A 23,420-nucleotide genomic window follows, 5' to 3' on the forward strand; every position below is an offset into this window, starting at 1 on the left:
AACTATATTAGTTACATGTTGTGTAAAAAACTTACTGTAATTATTATAGTTACAGCTGTTGAAAAGTGCAAGTGATGTGCTTACAATAACAAAAAGGAGTGGTCTGGATGGATACAAATCGTTTAAAGACATTTGTTATAGCGGCTGAAACCGAAAATTTGCGAGAAGCAGCGGAACGCTTACAGTATGCACAATCTACTGTTACAAAACATATTCAATATATGGAGCAATTAACAAAGACAAAACTGTTTACAAGGCAACATCAACAAGTGAAATTAACTGCAGCAGGGCATTTCTTTTATCAAAAAGCTCAAGCAATGATGGCATTAGAACAGCAAACATGGCAAGATTTAATGAACTTTAATGCTGGTTACACAGAGGAATTAGTCATAGCAGCCGCACCACAAATTGCGTGTTCGGTGTTACCGCAAATCATTCAACAATTTAAAGCTTTATATGCGCATGTACAAGTACGTGTGGATATTTTGCCATCAAATGAAGTAGGAGAAGCTGTTTTTCAACAACAAGTGGGGGTAGGCTTAAGTAAAATGCCGTCTACACGCGATATTATAGAGCAAGTCGTTGCTAAAGAGGATATTGTAGAAGTGTATGCGCACGATGATACAAATGTAATTTATTTGCATGCTTTCACTGCTTATTTTGCCAGTTTACAACAACAGTTTCCCTATGCTCAATTTCATCAATTAAATCAAACAGAAGCAATTAAACGATTTGTGGAGCAAGGATTAGGCAAGGCATATTTGCCCTATAGTGTAGTGGCTAATGAGGTAAAGCAAGGCAGGTTATTTTATCGTCAAGTTGTATGGCAAGTACCTGCCTATTCTCATACGTATGTGCTAACTAAATATCAACACTCACTTTATGATGCCTTCACTCAAGTCGTAAAACATGTTTATCAAGCTATGCTTTGATAGCGACAATGCGCATGCGCCAATAATCAGCAACCCACACACCATCTACATAATGCGTAGGAGCTAAAATGGTTTCGCATGCTGTATATAGTTGCGCCTTCTCAGCTTGTGTTAACCATTTAAGCAAGCTTTGACTAAACATTTCCAGCCAATTACGCAGTCCATCTGCACCATCTAATGGGGTAGGGCGTTCATAGTGAGTGATGGCAATAGGCGTAAATTGTGCTGCAAGTAAGTCTTGTTCTACTTCTTTTGTTGTTTTAAATGTCCAAGGGAAATCGTCTTTTGCTAGTGGTAATTGTAATTGTTCAGCTGCTTGATAAAGGGCGTCTACAATACCTTGGATGTTGTCAGCGCCACCAAACTCAGCGACTAGCCTTCCTTGTGGTTGTAGCGCTTGGTAGCAAGCTTTATAAACAGTAACATGGTCTTTCATCCAGTGGATAGCAGCATTAGAAAAGATAGCGTGGAACTGTGCTTCATAAGTCAACTGTTCGGCAGGTACCACATGAAAAGGAAGATGTGGGTATTTTTCTTGCGCTTTAGTAATCATATCACGATCAGCGTCTACACCAATTACGGTGGCTCCACTTTGCTGAATTTGTGCTGTTAAGTCGCCTGTACCACAACCGACATCTAAAATGGTTTCATTTTGTTTAGGTTGTAGTAATGTGACGAGCGACTCGCCATAGTTGGAAACGAATTGATGTTTTTCATCATAGAGTGTACTATTCCAATTTGTCATGTGTTATGACCTCCTTTACACTACTATACTAAACCGCATGTCATGACACTATAAGGATAATAAAGATAAGTTGATGCCAATATGGAAATCAACATAACGAGAATTGTGATAGATAGATGTAAGCTGATAAAATAAAAAAACCCAAAAATTCATTTGAATTTTTGGGTTTTAAAACGAGTTTCTTCCTATTATATGCTAATAAATTATAGCATTTCAGAAGTTGTTTTAGCTTGCATGTGTAATTGTAGGTAGTCTGGGCCACCTGCTTTAGAGTCAGTACCTGACATGTTGAAACCACCAAATGGTTGGTAACCAACGATTGCGCCAGTACAGCCACGGTTGAAGTATAAGTTACCAACGTGGAAATCTTCACGTGCTTTTTCTTGGTGGAAACGGTTTGTTGTAATAACAGCACCTGTTAAACCATACTCTGTATCATTAGCAATTTCGATTGCTTCGTCAAAATCTTTAGCTTTTGTAATAGCTACAACTGGTCCAAAGATTTCTTCTTTCATGATGCGAGCGTTGCGGTCAACGTCAGCAAATACTGTTGGGTTAACAAAGTAACCTTTAGAGTCGTCAGCTGTACCACCAGCAACTAATTTACCTTCTTCTTTACCAATTTCGATGTAGCTAGTGATTTTATCGAAAGCAGCTTGGTCAATTACTGTTGCCATAAAGTTATTGAAATCAGTTGGGTCACCGATTGTTAATTCGTTTGTTAATTTAACAACACGTTCTACTACTTCATCATATACATCTTGGTGAGCGATTACGCGTGAACATGCTGAACATTTTTGACCAGAGAAGCCAAAAGCAGACTTAACAATTGAAGTTGCAGCTAAGTCTAAATCAGCTTCAGCGTCAACAACGATTGTATCTTTACCGCCCATTTCAGCGATTACACGTTTGATCCAAATTTGACCTTCGTTAACTTTTGATGCACGTTCGTTGATACGTAAGCCAACATCACGAGAACCAGTGAAGCTAATGAAGCGTGTTTTAGGGTGGTCTACTAAGTAGTCACCAACTTCAGCACCAGAACCTGGAATGAAGTTAACAACGCCAGCAGGCATGCCAGCTTCTTCTAATACTTCGATAAATTTGTAAGCAATAACAGGTGTAGTTGAAGCAGGTTTTAGTAATACAGTATTACCTGTTACAACTGCAGCAACTGTTGTACCAGCCATGATTGCAAATGGGAAGTTCCATGGTGAGATAACAACAGCAACACCTAATGGAATGTAGCCATAACGGTTATATTCGCCTGGACGGCTTTCTACTGTTTGACCGTCTTTAATTTTTAACATTTGACGACCATAGTATTCTAAGAAGTCGATTGCTTCTGCTGTATCAGCATCTGCTTCGTTCCAAGGTTTACCCGCTTCTTTAGTTAAAAGCGCTGAAAATTCATTTTTACGACGACGAATAATTGCTGCCGCTTTAAATAACACATCAGCACGGATTGCTGGGTCAACTTTTTTCCAAGATTGGAAAGCTGTATCAGCAGCTTGCATCGCTTTTTCAGCTAAGTCTTTGCTCGCTTTTGAAACGCGACCAATAACTTCAGTTTTGTTAGCTGGATTGTAAGATGTAATTTTTTCATCAGTTGTTACACGTTCGCCACCAATAATTAGTGGGAAGTCTTGACCTAATTCAGCCTCTACTTTTGCAATCGCTGCTTTATAAGCATCGTAGTTTTCCTTTACAGTAAAATCTTGAAATGGTTCATGTTTGTATGGAATCATTTTTTTGCCTCCTAAAAGTACTTGTGCCAAAAAAATTTGCACTTTTTTCGTGTTTCTAAGTATTATAATGCCTATTTTTTTTGCATAAATCAAGTGTTAAAATCCAAAGTATATGATTTTTCTAAAAATAATGTGTGAAAACGCCTTCATATCAAGGTTTAAAGACTAACGATAAAAACAAAAAAATTTGCTATTATGCTACTATATTGCGTAGCATGGTAAAATAAAACTATTACGAGGAGCAAATCCTCTGCAAAAATGAGGGAATGCAATGAACACAAAGACATTATTAGCGATTTATGAATTCATCGCTGAGCAGAGTGCCAGTGGCATTTGTGCTATTGATAAGCGTGGCAATTTAATTTTATACAACAAGAGAATGCGAGAACTTGTCGGCATTAGTGATGAAGAGTTTGAAAAACGTAAAGCATTAGAAATTATTGATGCTGATGTAGAAAGAAGTGCGTTACTGCGCGTGTTAGAAACAAAAGAGCCACTGCTCAATATGAAAAAAACATTTTGGAATAAACGTGGAGAAGAAGTAACAACGATCAGTCATGTACATCCGCTAATTGTGGAGAATGAGTTAGTTGGCGCAGTGGAGTTTGTGCGTGACATTACACAGTTAGAGTTTATGATGTATCAACCACTGCGACGTTACGGTGCGCCATTAAAATTTGAAATTATTACTGCTGTATCCAAAGCGATGCAAAAAGTAATTAACACAGCAAAAGTAGCCGCTATGGGTCGTTTACCCGTTATGTTAATTGGTGAATCAGGTACAGGCAAAGATATGATTGCTGAGGGCATTCATCATGTGCTAGCTGAGCCGAATGAATTATTTGTCACATTGATTTGTCGACGAGATGAAAAAACCGTGTTGGCTCAATTAGAAAAATACATTGTCAATCAACGTAACATTACATTTTTTGCAGAGCGTGTGGAGTATTTATCCATGGAGGCACAGGAGCAAATTGCTAAATTGTTAGAAGAGCATGAGGAGCGCAAACATTATTTTATTGCGAGCGTTGGGCAAGACCCCGTTGATTTAATACGCCATGGCAAGTTATCACAGACGTTATATCACTTGTTTTCTAATATTTCTATTCAAGTGCCTGCTTTGCGTGAACGTAAAGAAGATATTTTACCGTTTATTTATGATTACTTCCGTCGTCATCGTGAGCAATATGGTTCACAAATTAAAGCATTATCACCTGATGTGGAAGAATTATTACTGGCGTATGATTGGCCGGGTAACTTAAAAGAGTTAGAAGTAATGCTTGATGAGGTGAGCACTGTGATTGCACGTGAGGAAGTGCTTGAGATGTATATGTTACCTGCTCACTTAAAATGGCGTGCGCAGCAAAAGATGCCTGAGGAAAAAACAGATCTCTTTGTTGTGATGGATAAACAAGATTTACGTCCATTAGATACTTACATGCATGAGGTAGAGGATTATTACATTGCACGTGCATTGGAATTTCATAATGGCAATATTTCAAAAACTGCCGAAGCACTTGGCATAAGACGACAAAGTTTGCAATATCGTATTAAAAAATTTGAGGAAAAAAAGTCAGTCAAAACGATAGAAAAAGCGTAAGGCATATGCCTTACGCTTTTTTATTATTTACGTTTAGTGATACGGCCTAATGCAAATGCAGCAGCAGCAACACCTAACATGGTGTTTGTTTTCTTGTTAAATACTTGTTTTACCACTAACTCCATGTTTTGTGGACGCTCAGCTAAACGACGCATGAAGTAGCCGTACCAGTCTTTACCAAATGGTAGGTACGTACAGAAGTTGTACTGTGTAGCAAGGTCTTCTTGCATTTCTGTACGGAAGCCATATAACATTTGGAATTCAAATTTGTCATGAGAGATATTGTTTTCTTTAACAAATTTCTCAACATGTGCAATTACATTATGGTCATGTGTTGCGATTGATGTAAATTTACCATGTAATAAATGGTATTCAATTAATTTTAAGTAGTTAGCATCGATGTCTGCTTTATCTGTATAAGCTAAATCAGCAGGCTCTTTGTAAGCACCTTTTACAATACGTAGGCGGTAATCTTTGAAACGTTCAATGTTTTCTTGTGCATTGAAGAAGTAAGATTGAATTACTGTACCAACATTGTCAAACTCTTCGTGTAAACGCTCCATTAAGTCGAATGACTCGTAAAGTGTTTCGTGTGTTTCTGTATCAAAGTTGATAAAAATGCCGTATTTATGAGCCGTCCCTACGATGTCACGTAAGTTGTTGTAGCAAAACTCTTTATCAAAGTTTAAACCAAGTTGTGTCGGTTTAAGTGAGATATGTGCATCTAATTTTTCAGCGTGAATGACTTCAATCACGTTTAAGATGTTTTTCTTTGCTTCTAGTGCTTCTGCTTCTTCGAATACGAATTCGCCTAAGTTATCTACTGTACAAGAAATATTTTGATTGTTTAAACGTTTAATGGTTTTAACAACCTCATCTACGTTTGTACCTGCTACTACGCTTTGCGCGCCTAAACGTAAACCGAATTTTTGTGCACCAGCGATTAATACTTTGTTCTCAGAAAGTGCGATGAAAAAGTCGCGTAAGTTTACTGCCATGTCAAAAACACTCCTCAAAATTGTTTTAAAAATATAATAAATTATAATTTTAATGGTGATTATAGCACGTTTACCAAAATTGAAAATAGCAAAATTATTTTGCTATCTTAAAAATTCAATTTTAAAAAAGGGATTAAAGCGCTTTCTTACAGCGTTTTCACGCTGTTTTATAAAATTTTTATCATAAAAAGAAAGATTATTCAGTCAATTTAGAGTGCTAATATGAGAGGGAAAAAACAGCAAAATAACAAAAAAGTGATGTATGGATTTTATAGGGAAAATGTATAAATCTGTGTGGAAGGTTTTTTATTGCTTTTAAGGGAGCACTAGCCCTTGTATACCAAGGTTTTAGGAGTAGGTAATAAAAATGGGCAATCTGCAATATAATAGGCTTTAAAAGTATAGTGCAATAATGCACATATTTTTATTAAAAATAACTACTAAATGAAGGGAAGAGGACTTTTTTGTTTTTTTAAAATAGTAAATAGTTAAAATTAGGGTGTAAATAATCATATGTAAAATGACACTATTAGGTAAGGCAATAAAAAAATGTTAGACCGCGTGTATTTCGGTCTAACATCTTTGAATTTAGAAAAATAGGCTATTGCAACGTTAACAAGTACTATAGGCACTTTACTAGTATTGTGCGTGTACCTTTGGCGAAAAATGGATTATCAAATGTTGCACGACTTTTTCCATATGTGCTAAGTCATCTAAGGCAGGGTGGTCTTTATAGGTAATGAGCGCCCCGTTTAATGTCGAGAAAATTAATTGACTATCGATGCGTCTTATAACAGGTGTAGTGGACTCAAAGATAGTGAATAATTCTTCAATAAAAGGTGCAACAAATGGAAGAGCTGCTTCATTTTTCTGAGGTGATAGCATAAAATTCGCCATAATTTGATACAGGCTATCGTGTTCATACATATAATGCAAATAGGCAACTGTGGCACTTTCTAAAGATATTGCGTGTTGTTTTACATATTGTATGAGTAATTTAGACTCTGCAGAAAAGGCCTGAATGAATAGTTCTTGTTGGTCTGTAAAATACTTATAAATGAGTGAGGGTGAAACGCCCGCTTCTTTAGCGATGGCGCGAACACTTACTTTATGAAAAGGCTCGGTACGTAACAGCCGAATAGCTGCTTGTAAAATCGTATCAAAAGACGTTTTTTCCACAGACTCACTTCCCTTACTTAGTGTGATACAGTTTGATTGCTTGGTAATATTTTGTTAAAGATGCCGGCGAGATGGCAAATGCTTCCCCTAATTGTTTGATGGTCATTGGGAGCGGCTCGATCAGAGAGGCTTCCATAGCGTAACGGACAGCACCAGCAGCAATAGCTGCTTCTTTTCTTGCACTCGGGCGTTCTTCTACTAAATAATCTTCTAACAATATACGAATGGCTTCAAAGTCACGATCATTTGCTGTTAAAAATGTTTCGACCTGTTGTAAAACATTTGTTTCAAACGATGTGAACTCCTCTCCATTATAACCATTTTTACACAATAGTTCCCATAAATGCAAATGATGTTGTGCTAAATAAGCATTTAATGATTGTTCGCTTGCCTGGTATTGTTGAGCATAATCCTTTATTACCTCAAGATGTTCAGGTGCAAAGAAGTTACACATAGAGACAGATACAAACTCATCTGGTTGTAAAGTACCATCGCGCAGTACAAAAGCAAATACTAACATGTCATTAGGAATGACACGGTTTGTCTCACGACGCAAACCTAATTCTTCGTTCGTTAAGAGGTTGTGTACTTTAATATAATGCGGATGTGTATTTTCAACAACTTGACCAAGCACGAGTTGAGGTGTTGACCAAAGTTCATATACTTTTAATGCGGTTGGACGAATCGTATTCTTCTTCACTTTTTGCATATAACTATCCCATAGATCAGGGCGTTGAATGAATAAATAATGTTCAAGTGCAATTGCTTCAATTAGTTGAGGGTGTAAGCCTTCTAAAGCAGGTAACCATACATCAGCTAATTGAATAAATTCAGGAGCGTCTTTACGGCTAGGGTACTCATCAAAGAATGTTTGTAGCGTACGGTCTAGCTCATCAAAGAATACCTCTGACAGTTGTGTGCTCTCTGTAGCATAACAACATTTTTTATACTTTTTTCCGCTGCCACATGGGCAAGGGTCATTTCGTTTTACCAAATTTAACACTTCCTTAAGCTATTACTCGTTAAAAAAACGTACTTTAACATAATAACGTTAAAATGGAAGGTTGCAAAGGGGCAAGCCTATATTACTTATGGAATAAAGAGATAACATGTGTGCGAAAGGCAGCAACTGCAGGTAACACGGTTTGGTGGTCCATCCAAGCTAAGCCGATAATACGCTCACATACTGTACCTTTGACAGGGATTTTAACGATGCGTTCGGGGTTATAGTTTTCATCGTTTGGCAATAATGAAATCCCTAGCCCCGCAGCGATAAAACCTGTGATAGTAGCCACTTCATCTGCCTCAAAAGCGGGTTGCAACTGTAAATGATTTTGTTTGAAAAACTTGTCCACGGTCTTTCGTAAAGGGTAACCTTTCTTTAAATGAATGAAAGACTCACCTTCTAATTCTTCAAGGGTGACACTTTTTCTTTTGGCAAAGCGATGTTTGCGTGGTACAACAACAAATAGTTCGTCCCGCCATAACTCCTGCCACATAACAGGGGGCTCTGTTTCAATAGCGGCTAATAAACAAATATCAAGTTCGCCTGATTGCAATAACTTTAATTGATTATGTGAATAATTTTGCGATAAATGAAAGCGGACATCAGGGTGTGTTATACGGAAATCTTGAATAATATCAGGCACAATATTCGTGCCTAAGGTGTGTAAAAAACCTAATGAGATTTCGCCATAGGCAGGATTGTTCAACTCTTGTAACTCTACTAATGCCTTGTCATATTCTTGTTGCATGGCGGTGACTCGCTTTAAAAAAGACTCACCAAAATGATTTAAAAAAATCCCGCGTCCATAGCGATCAAAAAGAGGCACGCCTAACTCTTCTTCTAGTTTGGCAATCGAGCGACTAAGTGCAGGTTGCGAAATAGCAAGTTGTTCTGCAGCACGTGTCATATGTTGCATGTTCGCTAATGTTCTAAAATAATGTAGTTGTTGCCATTCCATAATTTGAAACACTCCTTTTATACGTATGATAAATGGTTTTTATTATAACATTGTTCGTTACATGCATAAAAGTTATTAAAATGATAAAAACAATATATTGTACATTATGATTTACGGTGCTATACTCAAGTCACAAATCATACACAATTATTATTTCCAAGAAGGGGATATTATAGATGAACATCTCAAAACCTAAGTCATTAACGATTGAAAAAGGCGAAAAAGCCGTACTCTTACTACATGGATTTACAGGTAGCACAAAAGATATTAAAAAGCTAGCTTTATATTTAGCTGACCATGGTTATACGGTGCATGCACCTATTTATAGTGGTCATGGTGTAGAACCAGAAGCGCTACTTGAAACAACACCAGCAGATTGGTGGCAAGATACAGTAAAAGGTTATCAATATTTAATTGACAAAGGTTATACGCAAATTGCAGTGGCAGGCATTTCATTAGGGGGCGTATTCTCATTAAAAGTAGCAGAAACTTTCCCTGTAAAAGCCGTTGTATCTATGTGTGCACCAATTTCGCGTGACGATTCAAAAGGCTTATTTACACGCCTATACCACTATGCACGTTTGTATAAGTCATTTGAAAAGAAATCAAAAGACCAAATTATTTCAGAACTTCATGAGTTACGTATTACACCAAAAGACTCGCTAGATATTGTGGCAGATATTACAAACCAAACACGTCAACAACTATCAAAAATTAATGTGCCAACGCTTATTTTACAAGGGGCATTAGATGATGACCTATACCAAAAGAGCGCACCTATGATTTTAGAGACAGTGAAAGCGCAAGAAAAAGAATTGATTTGGTACGAAAACTCAGGACACATTATCACGCTAGATAAAGAACGTGATAAAGTTAATGAGGATGTATGTGAATTTTTAGACCAAGTCGACTGGAAACAAGCAAATTAATCCTAAGTCGTATGCAAAAGCATACGGCTTTTTTTTATGAGATAAAAGACCTTATAAAAAACGTAAAATTAACAATCAAGAAGAAAATTACCTTCCATGTAAAAGATATATAAGTAAAATACAATATTTTACTGTTAATAAGTCAATATTTTACTAAAAACATGTGTCTTGTCAGGATATTTGCGTTCATACCGTTATTTACACATAATACAAACAATTTCATATAAAATGAATTTTACGTATTGTCAGACCAAAATCCCATTGTTAGAATAATAATGTGAGTGTTTTTTACTAGGTGAACGGGGGATGTAAAGTGAAAACGATTAAAGCAAAAATGTTGGCATCGTTTGCCATTGTAATTGTATTAATTATGGCATTTAGTGTATACAATTTTATGGCAAACGATAAAATGGCGAAAAAGAATCATCAAATTGTAGATGCGAATTTACAATTATTGATGGCTAGTAAAGATTTATCCTCTTCTATTAGTCAAAGACAAGTGGCTGTTCGTAATTATTTAGTACGAGGTGATGGTCACTCCATTACACAATTTGAAGAAGGCAACACTTTAGCAGAAGAAAGTTTACAACGATTGACTAAATTGCTAACGAAAGACGAAGTAGAAGAAGCAAACCAATTAGCTGAAAAAGCGCGAGAATGGCGTAAATACATAGAAGATGATGTGATTGAACCCTATCGTAATGGCGATAAAAACCTCGCTTTAGAAAATGCTAATAAATATCAACAATTAAGTGATGAAGTGCGAGAAGGATATGAGGCCATTGCAGAACGACATGCCAAAGAAATGGTGGAGATGGGTAAGGAAGTCATTACCACGACCGATCAAATTAAAACGATTGGTATTGTCGTTGCTATTATTGTAATTATCTTATCTATTATCATTGCAGTTTTCACAGCCAATGCAATCACACGACCCGTTAAACGTGTCGTAAGCTTTATGCAGCAACTTGAACAAGGTAACCTACAACAACAACCTTTAAAAGCAATCACACAAGATGAGATAGGTGAATTAACGTTAGCAGCCAATTCCATGCAAGAAAAATTACACCACACGATGGTTGTTATTCAAGATGTTTCGGAAACGGTAGCCGCTAATAGTGAAGAGATTGCACAATCGTCTAATGAAGTAAAGTCAGGTGCTGACCAAGTAGCGCGCACGATGCAAGAATTAGCAGAAGGCGCTGAGCAACAAGCAAGTACAGCAACCGATTTGGCACAGATTGTTGAGCAATTTTCGCGAGATGTGAGTACGACTTCAGTAGAGGGGAAAGCACTGGCTAACCATTCTACACAAGTCACAACATTAACAACAAAAGGTCAACATTATATGACAGACTCTACAGACCAAATGATGCAAATTGATAAAATTGTACAAGTTGCTGTACAAAAAGTAGAAGGATTAAATGAGAAATCAAATGAAATCTCAGAGCTTGTATCAGTTATTGCATCTATAGCAGACCAAACGAATTTATTGGCGCTAAATGCTGCGATTGAAGCAGCCCGAGCAGGCGAACAAGGTAAAGGCTTTGCTGTAGTGGCAGATGAAGTGCGCAAGTTGGCAGAACAAGTAGCATTTTCTGTAACAGATATCTCCACAATTGTTACAGGTATTCAAGCAGAGACATCTGATGTAACAGGTGCTTTACAAGATGGCTATAAAGAAGTACACAAGGGCACAGAGCAAATTACGGCAACTAATGAAACATTTAGTGAAATTGCATCAGCTGTTCAACAAATGACAGGCAATATTGATGTCATTACAGAGAATTTAATCAGTATTGGTACAACTACAAAAGAGATTAATCATGCTATTGATGATATTGCCGCAATCTCACAACAAGCAGCGGCAGGCGTTGAAGAAACGACAGCTACTGTAGAAGAGACCGCAAGCACTATGGAAGAGATGGCAAATGGCACAGATCAACTAGCTAGACGAGCAGAAGAATTGAATGAACAATTACGTCAATTTAAACTATAACGTTGAAAAAAGAGATCACTGTATAAAGTGGTTTCTTTTTTTGTTAAATATCCGAAAAATGTAAAAGTTGATGAGTTTCCCTTATCAAAAAGGTAATAAAGTCATAGAAAACAATAAAATGACAAGACTTATGATATATGGATATGGTATTGTAAAGGAGCAATGTTCATCCTTTTAGGGGGAATGAAAGTGAAATCAATCAAAGTAAAGTTATTATCTGTCTTCATTTTATTAGCTGTTATTGTAAGCTTATATAGTGTATACAATTACACTGTTAATAAGAACATTATTACTAAGAGCGAAACAATGATTGAGCAAAATTTAGCCATCTTAATGGCAAGTGAGAAATTAGCGAACTCGATGAATATTCGCATGATTGCTGTCAAAAATTATTTGATGACAGGTGAGAAAAAACACTTGAAAAATTTTGAGGAACAAGTGCTCATTGCAGAAGATAGCTCGACAACTTTACAACAATTAGTTCCACAACCACAACAAGAGGAACTAGCTAAGCTAACTGTTAAAGGACAAGAGTGGGGGAGCTTTGTCCAGCAACAAGTGTTTCAAACGTATGATAAAGGCGAGCAACAAGCCGCTTTATTAAAAGCAAAACAAATTGAAACACAGGGTGAGATGTTAAGGAAGGCCTATCGACAATTAGCAGAAGAACGTGGCGAAGAGATGAAGGTAGCAGGAGCGCAACTCATTCAAGATAGTCAGAAAACGCAGTTTTTCGGCATAATGGTTGCGATTAGCATCGTCATCATTGCATTAATTGTAGGCATAATTACAGCACGGAAAATAACAACACCAATTCGCGATGTCGTACAAACGATGGATGATTTGGCACAGGGGAATTTGCGACAAACTCGCGTTCAAATTAAATCAAAAGATGAACTTGCAACCTTAGTACAGGCAACAAATAAATTAAGTGAAAATTTACATAATACGATTACGGTCATTCACGATGTCTCTCAACAGGTGGCAGGTAATAGCCATGCTTTGGCACAATCTTTTACATCAATTAAAGAGGCTACCGCACACTCTGCAGGCACAATGGGAGAGCTTGCACAAGGTGCTGACGAGCAAACGAGTCATGCCATGCATTTGATTCATGCTATGACCGACTTCTCTGAAAAAATTACCGAAGCCGAACAAGAAGGGCAACAATTAAATAGGCAATCGCAAAAAGTGAATGAATTAACAAGTCATGGTCAGCATACAATGAGTAGTACCATCCACCAGATGCAAGAGATTGATCATATTGTTCAACAAGCTGTCCATAAAGTAGAAAGTTTAAATGAACAATCTACAGAGATTACAACATTAGTTACAGTCATATCAACAGTCGCTGAACAAACCAACTTATTAGCGCTAAATGCTGCCATTGAAGCAGCTAGAGCGGGTGAACATGGCAAGGGCTTTGCCGTAGTAGCAGATGAAGTACGTAAATTAGCTGAGCAAGTGGCACAATCCGTAACAAGTATCTCTTCTATTGTTACACGCATTCAGCAAGAGACGGCCGCAGTGACAACATCACTACAGCAAGGTTACGAGGAAGTGCAGAAGGGAACGAGCCAAATGACAGCAACAGAACATGCATTCATAGCGATTACGGACGAGGTGGCTCATATGGCGTCAAGTATTACGGTCATCTCACAAAACCTTGTAGATGTAGTAACAGATACAAAGGCCATGACATCAGCTGTTAATCAAGTATCAGCCATTACTCAGCAATCCGCTTCTGGTGTTGAAGAAACAACAGCTACGATGCAAGAGATAGCAAGTACGATGGAAGAGGCAGCTACTAATACAGACCAGCTAGCTCAGCAAGCAGAAGCATTAAAACGTCAAGTAAAACAATTTACGATTTAAAAAGCGCAGTCGTTTCTCACGGCTGCGTTTTAATTATGGTAGGATGAAGATACTATGGATGGGAGGCAAGAAAGACGATGAATATTAATCAACAAGTAGTATTAGTTACAGGCGCAAGTAGAGGATTAGGTGCTCAAATCGCTCGTCGATTTCATGAAGAAGGGGCATGTGTCATTATTAATTATTATAAAAATGAGGCAAAGGCACAGCAATTAGTAAATGACTTAGGAGGGGATCAAGTGATTGCCTTGCAAGCAGATGTACGTAATGCCGAAGAGGTGAAGGCTTTATGTGCACAAGCAAAGGCGCATTTTGGTGCATCCATCACAACGATTGTTAATAATGCATTAGTTGATTTTTCTTTTAATGGTGATGCAAGGCCAACACTAGATGACATCACATGGCATGCCTTTCAGCAACAGTTTGAGGGGAGTGTACAGGGCGCTTTAAATACGTATCAGGCAGTGAAAGATGATATGCAACAGCAACAATTTGGGCGTATTATCAATATTGGGACGAACTTATTCCAACACCCTGTCGTACCTTATCATGATTATAATACGTCAAAAGCGGCATTATTATCCATGACACGAAATATGGCATATGAACTTGGAAAATACGGCATCCATGCGAATATGGTATCTGGTGGATTGCTTTATAAAACAGATGCCTCTAGTGCTACACCAGATGCTGTTTTTGATGTAATTGAGCAAGGCACACCGTTAGGTAAAGTGACAACCCCAGACGATGTAGCGGGCGCTGTTTTATTCTTTGCCTCACCGTGGAGTAAGGGGATCACAGGTCAAAATGTAATCGTTGATGGTGGGCTTGTGATGCAGTGATGAAGAAATACGCTATGTAGTAAAATCAAATTATGCGAACTCATATGGTTTTGATGAGGTCAGTAACGTGGTGAAGTAGTGGCTCAAGTATGTATTAATCATGGTAAAAAGCAAAGTGGTAAAGCGGCGTATAATGCCCTCTTTACCACTTGTTTGATACTATGTGTTATTGTAGGTTTATTGCTGTTATTTTACGTAATCGATAATGCCATGTCGTATCAATTTGCTCAATGCCAGTAATACACCATGCTGTTCTTAAACGTTGTTGCACAATGGCAATGTCTGTAAAGGGCATCACTTCTGTCTCGCCTAATGTTAATAATGGTGCGTTGTCTGTACGTTTAACTAAGACAAAACGCATTTTACCTTCATAAATTTCCTCATAAGCAGTTGCTACCATTTGTTGTCTAAACTTATCTAGTAAACTTGGGATATTAGTTGCCGCCACAGTTGTGGTCACATATTTCACAACAGTTGTATCAATCTCTTGCATAATGGCTTGCGCTAACTTTTGTTGTAACCCATTACCTGTCATATTAGGATGGACAAAGGAAATCTCTTGATACATTATATAGGGACGTTGTTCAGGCGTTACATAACAATGCTCGCCCATATATTCATCTGCTAATGGTGGCTGCAAGACAGCACGTATTGCAACACATTGTTCATCAACAAATGCGCCAATAATTAATCCTTTATCAGAAAAAATATATTGCCACTCTTCATGAGTTAACGCTTGAAGAATGGACTTATCTTGTAAGTGGTCAACCACTTGGTTTTGTAGCTGAACGACCTCAGCTTGTTGCGCTTCTGTTAAAACATACAAAGTACAAATCGCCTTGTTTTTTAACGGAAAACGTTGAAGCAATTTCATGTATTACACCTCTTCGCGCTGCGCTTGTATAGCAGCCACTTCCTCTTTAGATAATTTGGCAATCGTAAACCCAGTATAAGCAAAAATAATAGAAATAATAGGTACGACAAAGTTTAGTATAGCATACGGAGCATATTCAAAAGCACTCACGCCTAAAACGCCAAAGATAAATACACCGCATGTATTCCAAGGTACAAAAACACTCGTTAATGTGCCACCATCTTCTAAGGCGCGTGATAAATTTTTAGAGTGTAATCCTTTATCTTCATACGCCTTCACAAACATGCGTGAAGGTACCACGATGGAGATGTACTGCTCTGAACAAGTTGCATTTGTGGCAAATGCTGTAGCAATCGTAGAGGTAATTAACCCGCCAACAGACTTTACATATTTCAATAACTTGCCAACAAGGACTTGTAAAATGCCAGAGAACTCAAGGATTCCGCCAAATGTCATAGCTACAATTGTCATAGAAACGGTATACATCATAGAGAATAAGCCACCACGCTCATCAAATAACTCATCTACCATTGCATTGCCAGAATCCATACTATAACCATTATGTAACACGTTGACAGCGTCTAATAAACTGCCACCTTGCACGGTGATTTGTGCAATGAAACCTAAAATAACACCAATCAGTAAAGCTGGAATAGCCGGTACTTTTTTGGCTACTAATATAATAACGAGTAGCGGAATTAACAGTAGCCATGGTGAGATGACAAACTGTTCATTCAATGTTGTTAAGATTCCGTCAATTTCATTAGATTGAATTTTATCTGTCTTAAATTTAAAGCCTAAAATACCGAATGTAATTAAGGTAATAATTAAACCAGGTATCGTTGTATATAGCATGTTTTTGATATGTTCAAATAAGTCTGTGCCAGTGAGCCCTGCTGCTAAATTTGTTGTATCAGATAAAGGCGACATTTTATCACCAAAATAAGAGCCCGAAATAACAGCACCCGCAACCATTGCTGCTGGGATACCCATACTCATACCAATACCCATAGCTGCAATACCAACCGTCCCCATAGTACCCCATGATGTACCCGTCATTAAAGCAACGATGCCACAAATTAATACAATTGTAACTAAGAAGAAGGTAGGGTTTAAGATTTGTAGCCCATAATAAATCATAGAGGCAATAATACCGCCACCCACCCAAGCACCAATAGTTAAACCAACTAACATAATAATAACGACTGCTGGTAACGCCATTGTAATGCCTTTATACATCCATTGTTCAATATCATGCCACTTAGCACCAAAGCGATAAGCAACAAGTGCCGCTGTCGCTGTGCCAATAATTAAAGGCACATGTGGATCTTGTTCTAATTTGATAACAGCTACACCCATCGCTGCTATCATTACGATTATGGGGACTAACGCCCACATAAAATTCATTTGTTTTCTCTCCATAAACATCCTCCTTGAAACCGCTTTCTTTGTTGTCGTTAACGCGTCGTTAATTGATTCATATTCTAAATGAAACAAAATTACTTTTCAATAACTTATTTGTTTTTGCCATTGCAGGTATTTTATTACGTAAATTACTTTTAGGGTATTTTTATTAAAAATATATCTTTTTCACGATGATAGGGTCGTTATTATCAATTATACGAGGTATTAAGAAAAGCATAATCGTGAGTAAAGTAGCAATTTTAATTTTAAGTAACTGGAAACTTACGTAAGCGATACATTTATAAGTGTAAACTTTTCATAACTATAAGGATAACGAATTGCTGTGTCATGCCTAATAATAACTAAAAATTTCAATAAATTAACTAGAAATTGAAAAATAGCTAGTGTATAGTATTGATAAAGATTATCATTATCATATAAAACGATTAAGGTAGGGACAGCACATATGAATAAGAAAACAATTATCGCTACATTATTAGCAAGTGGCATGTTATTAGCCGCTTGTACAGATAAGGAAGAAGCAACAAAGAAGGACAACACACCACAAACAGAAGAAAAAGAACAAACAAAGGAAGCAGTTGACTTAACCCAAGAATTGGCTACATATAAAGCATTTGCTTTAGCGCAAATGGATGAGTTTTTATTAGAGACAGAACAATTTGTTACGTTATTCAAAGAGAATAAAATAGAGGAAGCTAAGCATTTATATCCACGTGCACGCATGTATTTTGAACGTTCCGAACCTATTGCAGAGAGCTTTGGCGACTTAGACCCTAAAATCGACGGTCGTTTGGCAGACATTGAGGAAGAAGGATTAGGCGAAGAAGACTGGACGGGTTATCACAAATTAGAATATGCCCTATGGGTAGATGGCAAGACAGAAGGTTATGAAGCAGTAGCAGACCAGTTATTAGCTGATGCAAAAGAGTTACATGCCCTTGTACAAACCGTAGACGTGACACCTGATTTAATGATTACGGGAGCAGTGGATTTACTAAATGAAGTCTCCACATCTAAAATTACAGGCGAAGAGGAAATTTATTCACATACCGATTTATACGATTTTAAAGCCAATATTGAAGGTGCTGAAAAAATATTTGAGATTTTAAAGAGTAAGATTCATGAGAAAGACCCTGCACTTGTGACAACGCTTGAAGAAAACTTTACAACCTTAGATCAGTTGTTGGCAAAATATCAAGAGGGTGAAGATGGTTATGTGTCTTATGAGACGCTTACTGAAGAAGATACAAAGGCGCTATCAGCAGCTGTTAATCAGTTAGGTGAGCCGCTAAGTCAAATGGGCATAATAATGGAGTGAGAATGATATGACAGAGAAATGGCATGAAAAAAAGATTTCTCGTCGCTCCATGCTAAAAATGACAGGAATTGGAGCTGCTGGCGCTATTATTGGGGCTAGTGGCTTTGGTGGCGTGATGAAAGTTATGAGCGATGAGCCTTTAATAAAAGAAGATAATGCATCTAGTATTAATAAATATGATTTTTATAACACTCACCAACCAGGTATTATCACACCAGTACAAACACATATTTACTTTGCTTCGTTAACGATATTATTCAAAGATGCAAAAACATTACAAAATGTGCTCCAACTATGGACACCAATGATAGTGAGTTTAATGAATGGTGAGGAGATTACACCATCCACAAATGGCTATATCCCTCCTATTGATACAGGAGAGGCGATTGGTTTAGATGCAAGGCATTGCACCGTCACAGTAGGGATTAGTGCATCCTTGTTTAACAAAATACCTGAGCTTGAATCAAAGCAACCGAAAGAATTACAAGACTTACCTCATTTTCCTAAAGATCAATTAGACCCCGCTTATACAGGGGGAGATATTTGTATTCAAGCTTGTGCGGATGACCCGCAAGTTGCCTTTCATGCGGTGCGCAATTTAGTGCGTGTGGCCTCAGGTAAAGTAGAAGTACACTGGGCTCAAGCAGGCTTTAACTCCTTCCCTAAAGGCGGAGGCACACCGCGCAATTTATTTGCGTTTAAAGATGGAACAGAAAACCCACAAATCACAGATAAAGAAGATTTAAAACGTGTTGTATGGGTGCAACCAGGTGAGTCAAAAGCATGGCTGACCAATGGCACTTACTTAGCTGTACGCCGCATTCAAATGCATCTTGAAACGTGGGATCGTACAGCATTTCATGAGCAAGAGAATACATTTGGTAGGCATCGTGATAGCGGTGCGCCATTAGGCTCAAAACGAGAGTTTGATCAAGTAGATATTACAGCAAAAGATGAAAACGGTGAATTATTAATGCCAGAAACATCACATGTTCATCTAGCGAAAAAAGTGAAAGCACGTATGTTGAGACGTTCTTATTCCTATGCTTCTGGTACTATGACAAAAACGGGAGCACATGATGCGGGGTTGTTATTTATCTCGTTTCAAAAACATCCTCAGCAATTTATTGATATTCAAAATAGTTTTGGGCGTTTGGATAAATTAAATGAATATATCACACATCGTGGCAGCGCATTATTTGCTTGCTTTCCAGGCGTTGAGAAGGGAAGTTATTTAGGTGAAGCGCTATTTAAGTAGTGTTATTTTTATGCTTTGTTTATGTGTGGCTAGTACGAGTTATGCGGAAAATGCTTATCGGGATTATTTCATTACGATTAGTGATGCCTTAATGCAATCTAAACAAGGGCAAGATGAGGAAGCTATACAAACGTTACACACCTTTGCAGAGCAATGGGCACAAATAACCTCAACAGAAAAGGAAGCTAAAGCTGAGGTGGATACTTTACTAAAAGAAACAATAGCTGAAACAGATTCGACAGAACGTATTCGTTTATTAGGTGAGCTATCACAAGCACTTCGCACATTAAATGAAGCGGAAAACCCTATTGACCATAATGCGCAACGAGCGGAATTTGGTGAAAAGTTTACGCCTGTTATGGCAGCGTTTGATAAAGCATTAGCAACAAAAGATCATACGCTTATTGAGGAAGCTTATCGCACTTTTAATGTGAAATGGAATCAACTAGAGCGTCCTGTACGTGAGCAAAGCATTGCCATGTATGGGCAGATTGAAACACAAATGGCCTTCATTCGCATTGCCTTATCAGATGATGTACCAAATTACGATGATGTCGATGCACAATTTGATACATTACAACAAACCATTGAAGATTTTATTGCAGGTAATGACACAGCACAAGCTGTAGAAGGTACGTATACTCTACAATCCCTCATCGCTGATTTACAGAAGGCGCGTACTGCTGTAGATAATGAGGATTTTACGGCTGCTAGTGAGGCATTAAAACATTTTATTATCATATGGCCGCAAGTAGAGATGGCTGTCTCGACACGTGATGGAAAACTTTATACAAAGATTGAGAGTACCATGCCGTTACTTGTGAGTGCAGTATCAAAAGAGCAAGTGGATACAGCTGCTGTATTACAACAAATTGATGAATTTGAAACAGCGATTGCTTTATTACAAGATAAAACGAGTTATACGTTTTGGGACGCTGCCTTAATTTTATTAAGAGAAGGTTTAGAGGCGTTACTTATTATTTTAGCACTTGTGACATTTTTAAAGAAAGCAAATCAAACACATATGCAAAAGTGGGTGTACATGGGAGCTGTGATGGGTATTTTATTATCCATAGTTGCTGCTGTAGCCATGTCATTGTTATTTCGTGCTGAAAGTTTAAACACTAGCCGAGAAATTATCGAGGGTTATGTTGGCATAGTTGCCGCTATGATGATGCTTGGTGTTGGGATATGGTTGCATCGTAAATCCACTGTACAACAATGGAATGCTTATATTGAAAGACAAATGGGGCATGCGATTTCCACACAATCTGTTATGGCGATGGCAATGATTAGCTTTTTATCTGTATTCCGAGAAGGAGCAGAGACGGTTATTTTTTATGTGGGGATTGCTCCTAATATGTCAACCTCTCAATTCCTATTAGGGATTGTAGTAGCCATTGTTATTTTAGTTATAGTAGGGTGGGTATTATTTACGGCAACGGTTAAAATCCCGATACATCGTTTTTTTGCTGTGGCAACAGTATTGATTTATGCCTTAACCTTTAAAATTATTGGTGTAAGCATTCATAAATTGCAGCTGATGAATCAATTACCAACGCATGTTATAGATGGTTGGCCTGTATGGTCATGGCTGGGATTTTATCCAACTGTGGAAACATGTCTTGGACAAGGCATTTTAATAGTGTTTATTATGAGTGCTGTCGTATACAAAAGAAAACAAAAAAACTAACCATTCTTTTTGTGGAAGTAAGATAAAAGTTTAAATAATTTAAACTTTTTATTACTATTCTCAGTCTATTTCGACTATAATGAATAGGCATACATCTTAAGAAGGAGTGGAGACAAATATGGTACAAAGTTTACCTAATCGTGCTGATGTAGCTGTTGAAGAAACATGGGATTTAGCTGTGTTATTTGAAACAGAACAAGCATTTGAAGCTGCTTGTGACACCTTAGTAGAGCAAGTCGCAACGTTTGAAAAAGAGTGGAAAGGGCAAATTACAACTGCACCACAAGTGCTTGCCATGTTGCCTCAATTTGAAAAAATTAAAGAAGCCTTTGAACCAACTGCCTATTATGCTAGTTTGTCAGAAAGCGTAGATGGTACAAGTGATGAAGCGCAAATGCGCATGAGTAAACTTAGCTCATTATTTGCTAAACTTGGCGGTCAATTAGCGTTTGTTGAAAGTGAACTGGCTATTTTGCCTGAGGCAACATTACAAGAGGTTGCGACAAAAGCACCTCAATATGCGATTTATATGAATGAAATAATTCGTCGCATCCCTACAAAATTGCATCCAGAAGTGGAAAAAACATTAGCTTCTTTAGCAGATACATTTGAAGGGCCTTATAATTTATACAACACATCAAAGTTAGTTGATATGAAATTCCCTGATTTTACTGTGGGCGATGAAAATTATCCTGTTAGTTATGTAACATTTGAAGGGGTATGGGATTCACATCCTGATCAAGAAAAGCGCCATGCAGCTTTCCAAGTGTTTTCTGAGAAGTTACGTGACTATGCCTTTACGACAGGTAAAGCTTATGATTTACAAGTACAACAAGAAAAAACATTAGCTACTTTACGTGGCTTTGACTCTGTTATTGACTCCTTATTATTCGAACAAAATGTTGAGCGAGACATGTATAATCGTCAAATTGATATCATCATGGAAGAGTTAGCACCACATATGCGTAAATATGCCAAGCTAATTCAAAAAGTGCATAGTTTGGACAAGATGACATTTGCTGACTTAAAAGCACCTTTAGATGCTGAGTATGAACCAAAAGTAACGATTGAAGAATCCAAAAAATATATTTTTGAAGCATTAGATGTGATGGGTGAACAATACTCAACGATGTTAAAACGTTCTTATGATGAACGTTGGACGGACTTTGCTCAAAATGTTGGTAAAGCAACAGGAGCATTCTGCGCCTCACCATATGGCTCAACACCATTTATTTTAATTTCATGGACAGGCAGTATGGAAGATGTATTTGTGTTAGCACATGAATTAGGCCATGCTGGACATTTTTATTTAGCACATGAAAATCAAAACATTTTTAACTCTGAGCCTTCGCTATACTTTATTGAAGCACCATCAACAATGAATGAGATGTTAATGGCAAACTATATGTTAAAGAACTCAGACAATGCTCGTTTTAAGCGCTGGGTGATTTCGTCTATTGTGTCACGTACGTATTATCATAACTTTGTGACACATTTACTAGAAGCTCATTATCAACGTAAAGTATATGAGATTGTTGATAATGGCGGTAACGTAAATGCCAACGTATTAACGAAATTGAAAAAGGAAACATTGCAGCAATTCTGGGGCGATGATGTAGAGATTGATGATAACGCAGCGTTAACTTGGATGCGTCAACCTCACTATTACATGGGGTTATATCCATACACATATAGTGCTGGTTTAACCATTTCAACAGCAGCTTCACAACGTGTATTAAAAGAAGGACAGCCAGCTGTTGAGGACTGGTTACATGTATTAAGAGCAGGTGGCACAAAGTCACCTAAAGAATTAGCACAAATGGCAGGAATTGATATCTCAACAGACCAACCATTACGTGAGACGATTGCCTTTATTGGTAGCTTAATTGATGATTTAATTACATTGACAGAAGAGCTTGAAAAAGAAGGCGTAACAAAATAATCAAGTGTCACATAGCGGTAAAGGAACTTCTTGTTTCCTTTACCGATTTTCTGTTTTTATGAACGTTTCTTTTAATAATCAAATAAACTGAATACTCGC

18 protein-coding genes are annotated in these 23,420 nt (G+C 37.5%); 10 read left to right on the forward strand and 8 right to left on the reverse strand.

Annotated features, from left to right (window positions below):
- Nucleotides 1-107: 107 nt before the first annotated feature.
- Nucleotides 108-932, forward strand: coding sequence for a LysR family transcriptional regulator (locus IEW44_RS05755; protein WP_188614086.1), 825 nt, complete (start codon nt 108-110; stop codon nt 930-932).
- Here the strand turns inward: IEW44_RS05755 and IEW44_RS05760 are convergent.
- A complete protein-coding gene (locus IEW44_RS05760; protein ID WP_188614087.1) occupies nt 922-1,677 on the reverse strand; it encodes a class I SAM-dependent methyltransferase in 756 nt (251 codons plus the stop codon). The two genes, IEW44_RS05755 and IEW44_RS05760, sit on opposite strands and share 11 nt — an antisense overlap.
- Before the next feature lie 203 nt (nt 1,678-1,880).
- Nucleotides 1,881-3,425, reverse strand: a complete 1,545-nt coding sequence (gene pruA, locus IEW44_RS05765) for an L-glutamate gamma-semialdehyde dehydrogenase (RefSeq protein WP_188614088.1) — start codon at nt 3,423-3,425, stop codon at nt 1,881-1,883.
- A gap of 271 nt (nt 3,426-3,696) precedes the next feature.
- Between pruA and IEW44_RS05770 the strand changes: the two genes are divergently transcribed.
- Nucleotides 3,697-5,025 carry an AAA-type ATPase lid domain-containing protein gene (locus tag IEW44_RS05770; RefSeq protein ID WP_188614089.1) on the forward strand — a complete coding sequence of 443 codons (1,329 nt, stop codon included), beginning with the start codon at nt 3,697-3,699 and terminating at the stop codon, nt 5,023-5,025.
- A gap of 23 nt (nt 5,026-5,048) precedes the next feature.
- On the opposite strand, the gene IEW44_RS05775 is transcribed toward IEW44_RS05770, so the two are convergent.
- From IEW44_RS05775 to IEW44_RS05790, 4 genes are all read right to left on the reverse strand, one after another.
- On the reverse strand, nt 5,049-6,023 hold the full coding sequence (locus IEW44_RS05775; protein WP_188614090.1) for a proline dehydrogenase family protein: 975 nt from the start codon (nt 6,021-6,023) through the stop codon (nt 5,049-5,051).
- Nucleotides 6,024-6,659: 636 nt separating this feature from the next.
- Nucleotides 6,660-7,202 carry a TetR/AcrR family transcriptional regulator gene (locus IEW44_RS05780; RefSeq protein WP_188614091.1) on the reverse strand — a complete coding sequence of 181 codons (543 nt, stop codon included), beginning with the start codon at nt 7,200-7,202 and terminating at the stop codon, nt 6,660-6,662.
- Nucleotides 7,203-7,215: 13 nt separating this feature from the next.
- A complete protein-coding gene (locus IEW44_RS05785) occupies nt 7,216-8,196 on the reverse strand; it encodes an SEC-C domain-containing protein (RefSeq protein ID WP_188614092.1) in 981 nt (326 codons plus the stop codon).
- Nucleotides 8,197-8,287: 91 nt separating this feature from the next.
- Nucleotides 8,288-9,166, reverse strand: a complete 879-nt coding sequence (locus tag IEW44_RS05790) for a LysR family transcriptional regulator (protein ID WP_188614093.1) — start codon at nt 9,164-9,166, stop codon at nt 8,288-8,290.
- A 176-nt stretch (nt 9,167-9,342) separates the two neighbouring features.
- Between IEW44_RS05790 and IEW44_RS05795 the strand changes: the two genes are divergently transcribed.
- From IEW44_RS05795 to IEW44_RS05810, 4 genes are all read left to right on the forward strand, one after another.
- Nucleotides 9,343-10,095 (forward strand): alpha/beta hydrolase, encoded by a 753-nt coding sequence (locus IEW44_RS05795; protein ID WP_188614094.1) that lies wholly within the window; start codon nt 9,343-9,345, stop codon nt 10,093-10,095.
- 313 nt (nt 10,096-10,408) lie between these two features.
- Nucleotides 10,409-12,094, forward strand: coding sequence for a methyl-accepting chemotaxis protein (locus IEW44_RS05800; RefSeq protein WP_229704174.1), 1,686 nt, complete (start codon nt 10,409-10,411; stop codon nt 12,092-12,094).
- A 189-nt stretch (nt 12,095-12,283) separates the two neighbouring features.
- Nucleotides 12,284-13,969 (forward strand): methyl-accepting chemotaxis protein, encoded by a 1,686-nt coding sequence (locus tag IEW44_RS05805; RefSeq protein WP_188614096.1) that lies wholly within the window; start codon nt 12,284-12,286, stop codon nt 13,967-13,969.
- Nucleotides 13,970-14,046: 77 nt separating this feature from the next.
- A complete protein-coding gene (locus IEW44_RS05810) occupies nt 14,047-14,811 on the forward strand; it encodes a 3-oxoacyl-ACP reductase (RefSeq protein ID WP_188614097.1) in 765 nt (254 codons plus the stop codon).
- 166 nt (nt 14,812-14,977) lie between these two features.
- On the opposite strand, the gene IEW44_RS05815 is transcribed toward IEW44_RS05810, so the two are convergent.
- Both IEW44_RS05815 and nhaC read right to left on the reverse strand, forming a co-directional pair.
- The gene (locus tag IEW44_RS05815) at nt 14,978-15,685 is read right to left on the reverse strand and encodes a GNAT family N-acetyltransferase (protein ID WP_188614098.1); all 708 of its coding nucleotides are present in this window, start codon (nt 15,683-15,685) and stop codon (nt 14,978-14,980) included.
- A gap of 3 nt (nt 15,686-15,688) precedes the next feature.
- On the reverse strand, nt 15,689-17,107 hold the full coding sequence (nhaC, locus tag IEW44_RS05820) for a Na+/H+ antiporter NhaC (protein ID WP_188614099.1): 1,419 nt from the start codon (nt 17,105-17,107) through the stop codon (nt 15,689-15,691).
- 448 nt (nt 17,108-17,555) lie between these two features.
- Here nhaC and efeO point away from each other — a divergent pair, with 448 nt between their 5' ends.
- The 4 genes from efeO (at nt 17,556) to pepF (ending at nt 23,321) form a co-directional block, all read left to right on the forward strand.
- The gene (gene efeO / locus IEW44_RS05825) at nt 17,556-18,428 is read left to right on the forward strand and encodes an iron uptake system protein EfeO (protein ID WP_188614100.1); all 873 of its coding nucleotides are present in this window, start codon (nt 17,556-17,558) and stop codon (nt 18,426-18,428) included.
- A 7-nt stretch (nt 18,429-18,435) separates the two neighbouring features.
- The gene (efeB, locus tag IEW44_RS05830; RefSeq protein WP_188614101.1) at nt 18,436-19,686 is read left to right on the forward strand and encodes an iron uptake transporter deferrochelatase/peroxidase subunit; all 1,251 of its coding nucleotides are present in this window, start codon (nt 18,436-18,438) and stop codon (nt 19,684-19,686) included.
- Entirely contained in the window at nt 19,667-21,379 is a 1,713-nt protein-coding gene (locus tag IEW44_RS05835; RefSeq protein WP_188614102.1) for an FTR1 family iron permease, read from the forward strand. The genes efeB and IEW44_RS05835 overlap by 20 nt, the downstream gene beginning before the upstream one ends.
- Nucleotides 21,380-21,497: 118 nt before the next feature.
- The gene (pepF, locus tag IEW44_RS05840) at nt 21,498-23,321 is read left to right on the forward strand and encodes an oligoendopeptidase F (protein WP_188614103.1); all 1,824 of its coding nucleotides are present in this window, start codon (nt 21,498-21,500) and stop codon (nt 23,319-23,321) included.
- Nucleotides 23,322-23,420 lie beyond the last annotated feature (99 nt).

It is taken from the genome of Lysinibacillus alkalisoli (assembly GCF_014643595.1).
GTDB classification, from domain to species: Bacteria; Bacillota; Bacilli; order Bacillales_A; family Planococcaceae; genus Metalysinibacillus; species Metalysinibacillus alkalisoli.

Excerpts from the sequence above, each read along its gene's own strand:
- IEW44_RS05795 (WP_188614094.1), top strand. The coding sequence starts at position 9,343 with ATGAACATCTCAAAACCTAAGTCATTAACGATTGAAAAAGGCGAAAAA.
- IEW44_RS05760 (WP_188614087.1), bottom strand. The coding sequence starts at position 1,677 with ATGACAAATTGGAATAGTACACTCTATGATGAAAAACATCAATTCGTT.
- pruA (WP_188614088.1), bottom strand. The coding sequence starts at position 3,425 with ATGATTCCATACAAACATGAACCATTTCAAGATTTTACTGTAAAGGAA.
- IEW44_RS05775 (WP_188614090.1), bottom strand. The coding sequence starts at position 6,023 with ATGGCAGTAAACTTACGCGACTTTTTCATCGCACTTTCTGAGAACAAA.
- IEW44_RS05790 (WP_188614093.1), bottom strand. The coding sequence starts at position 9,166 with ATGGAATGGCAACAACTACATTATTTTAGAACATTAGCGAACATGCAA.
- IEW44_RS05755 (WP_188614086.1), top strand. The coding sequence starts at position 108 with ATGGATACAAATCGTTTAAAGACATTTGTTATAGCGGCTGAAACCGAA.
- IEW44_RS05815 (WP_188614098.1), bottom strand. The coding sequence starts at position 15,685 with ATGAAATTGCTTCAACGTTTTCCGTTAAAAAACAAGGCGATTTGTACT.
- efeB (WP_188614101.1), top strand. The coding sequence starts at position 18,436 with ATGACAGAGAAATGGCATGAAAAAAAGATTTCTCGTCGCTCCATGCTA.
- IEW44_RS05770 (WP_188614089.1), top strand. The coding sequence starts at position 3,697 with ATGAACACAAAGACATTATTAGCGATTTATGAATTCATCGCTGAGCAG.
- nhaC (WP_188614099.1), bottom strand. The coding sequence starts at position 17,107 with ATGGAGAGAAAACAAATGAATTTTATGTGGGCGTTAGTCCCCATAATC.
- efeO (WP_188614100.1), top strand. The coding sequence starts at position 17,556 with ATGAATAAGAAAACAATTATCGCTACATTATTAGCAAGTGGCATGTTA.
- pepF (WP_188614103.1), top strand. The coding sequence starts at position 21,498 with ATGGTACAAAGTTTACCTAATCGTGCTGATGTAGCTGTTGAAGAAACA.
- IEW44_RS05810 (WP_188614097.1), top strand. The coding sequence starts at position 14,047 with ATGAATATTAATCAACAAGTAGTATTAGTTACAGGCGCAAGTAGAGGA.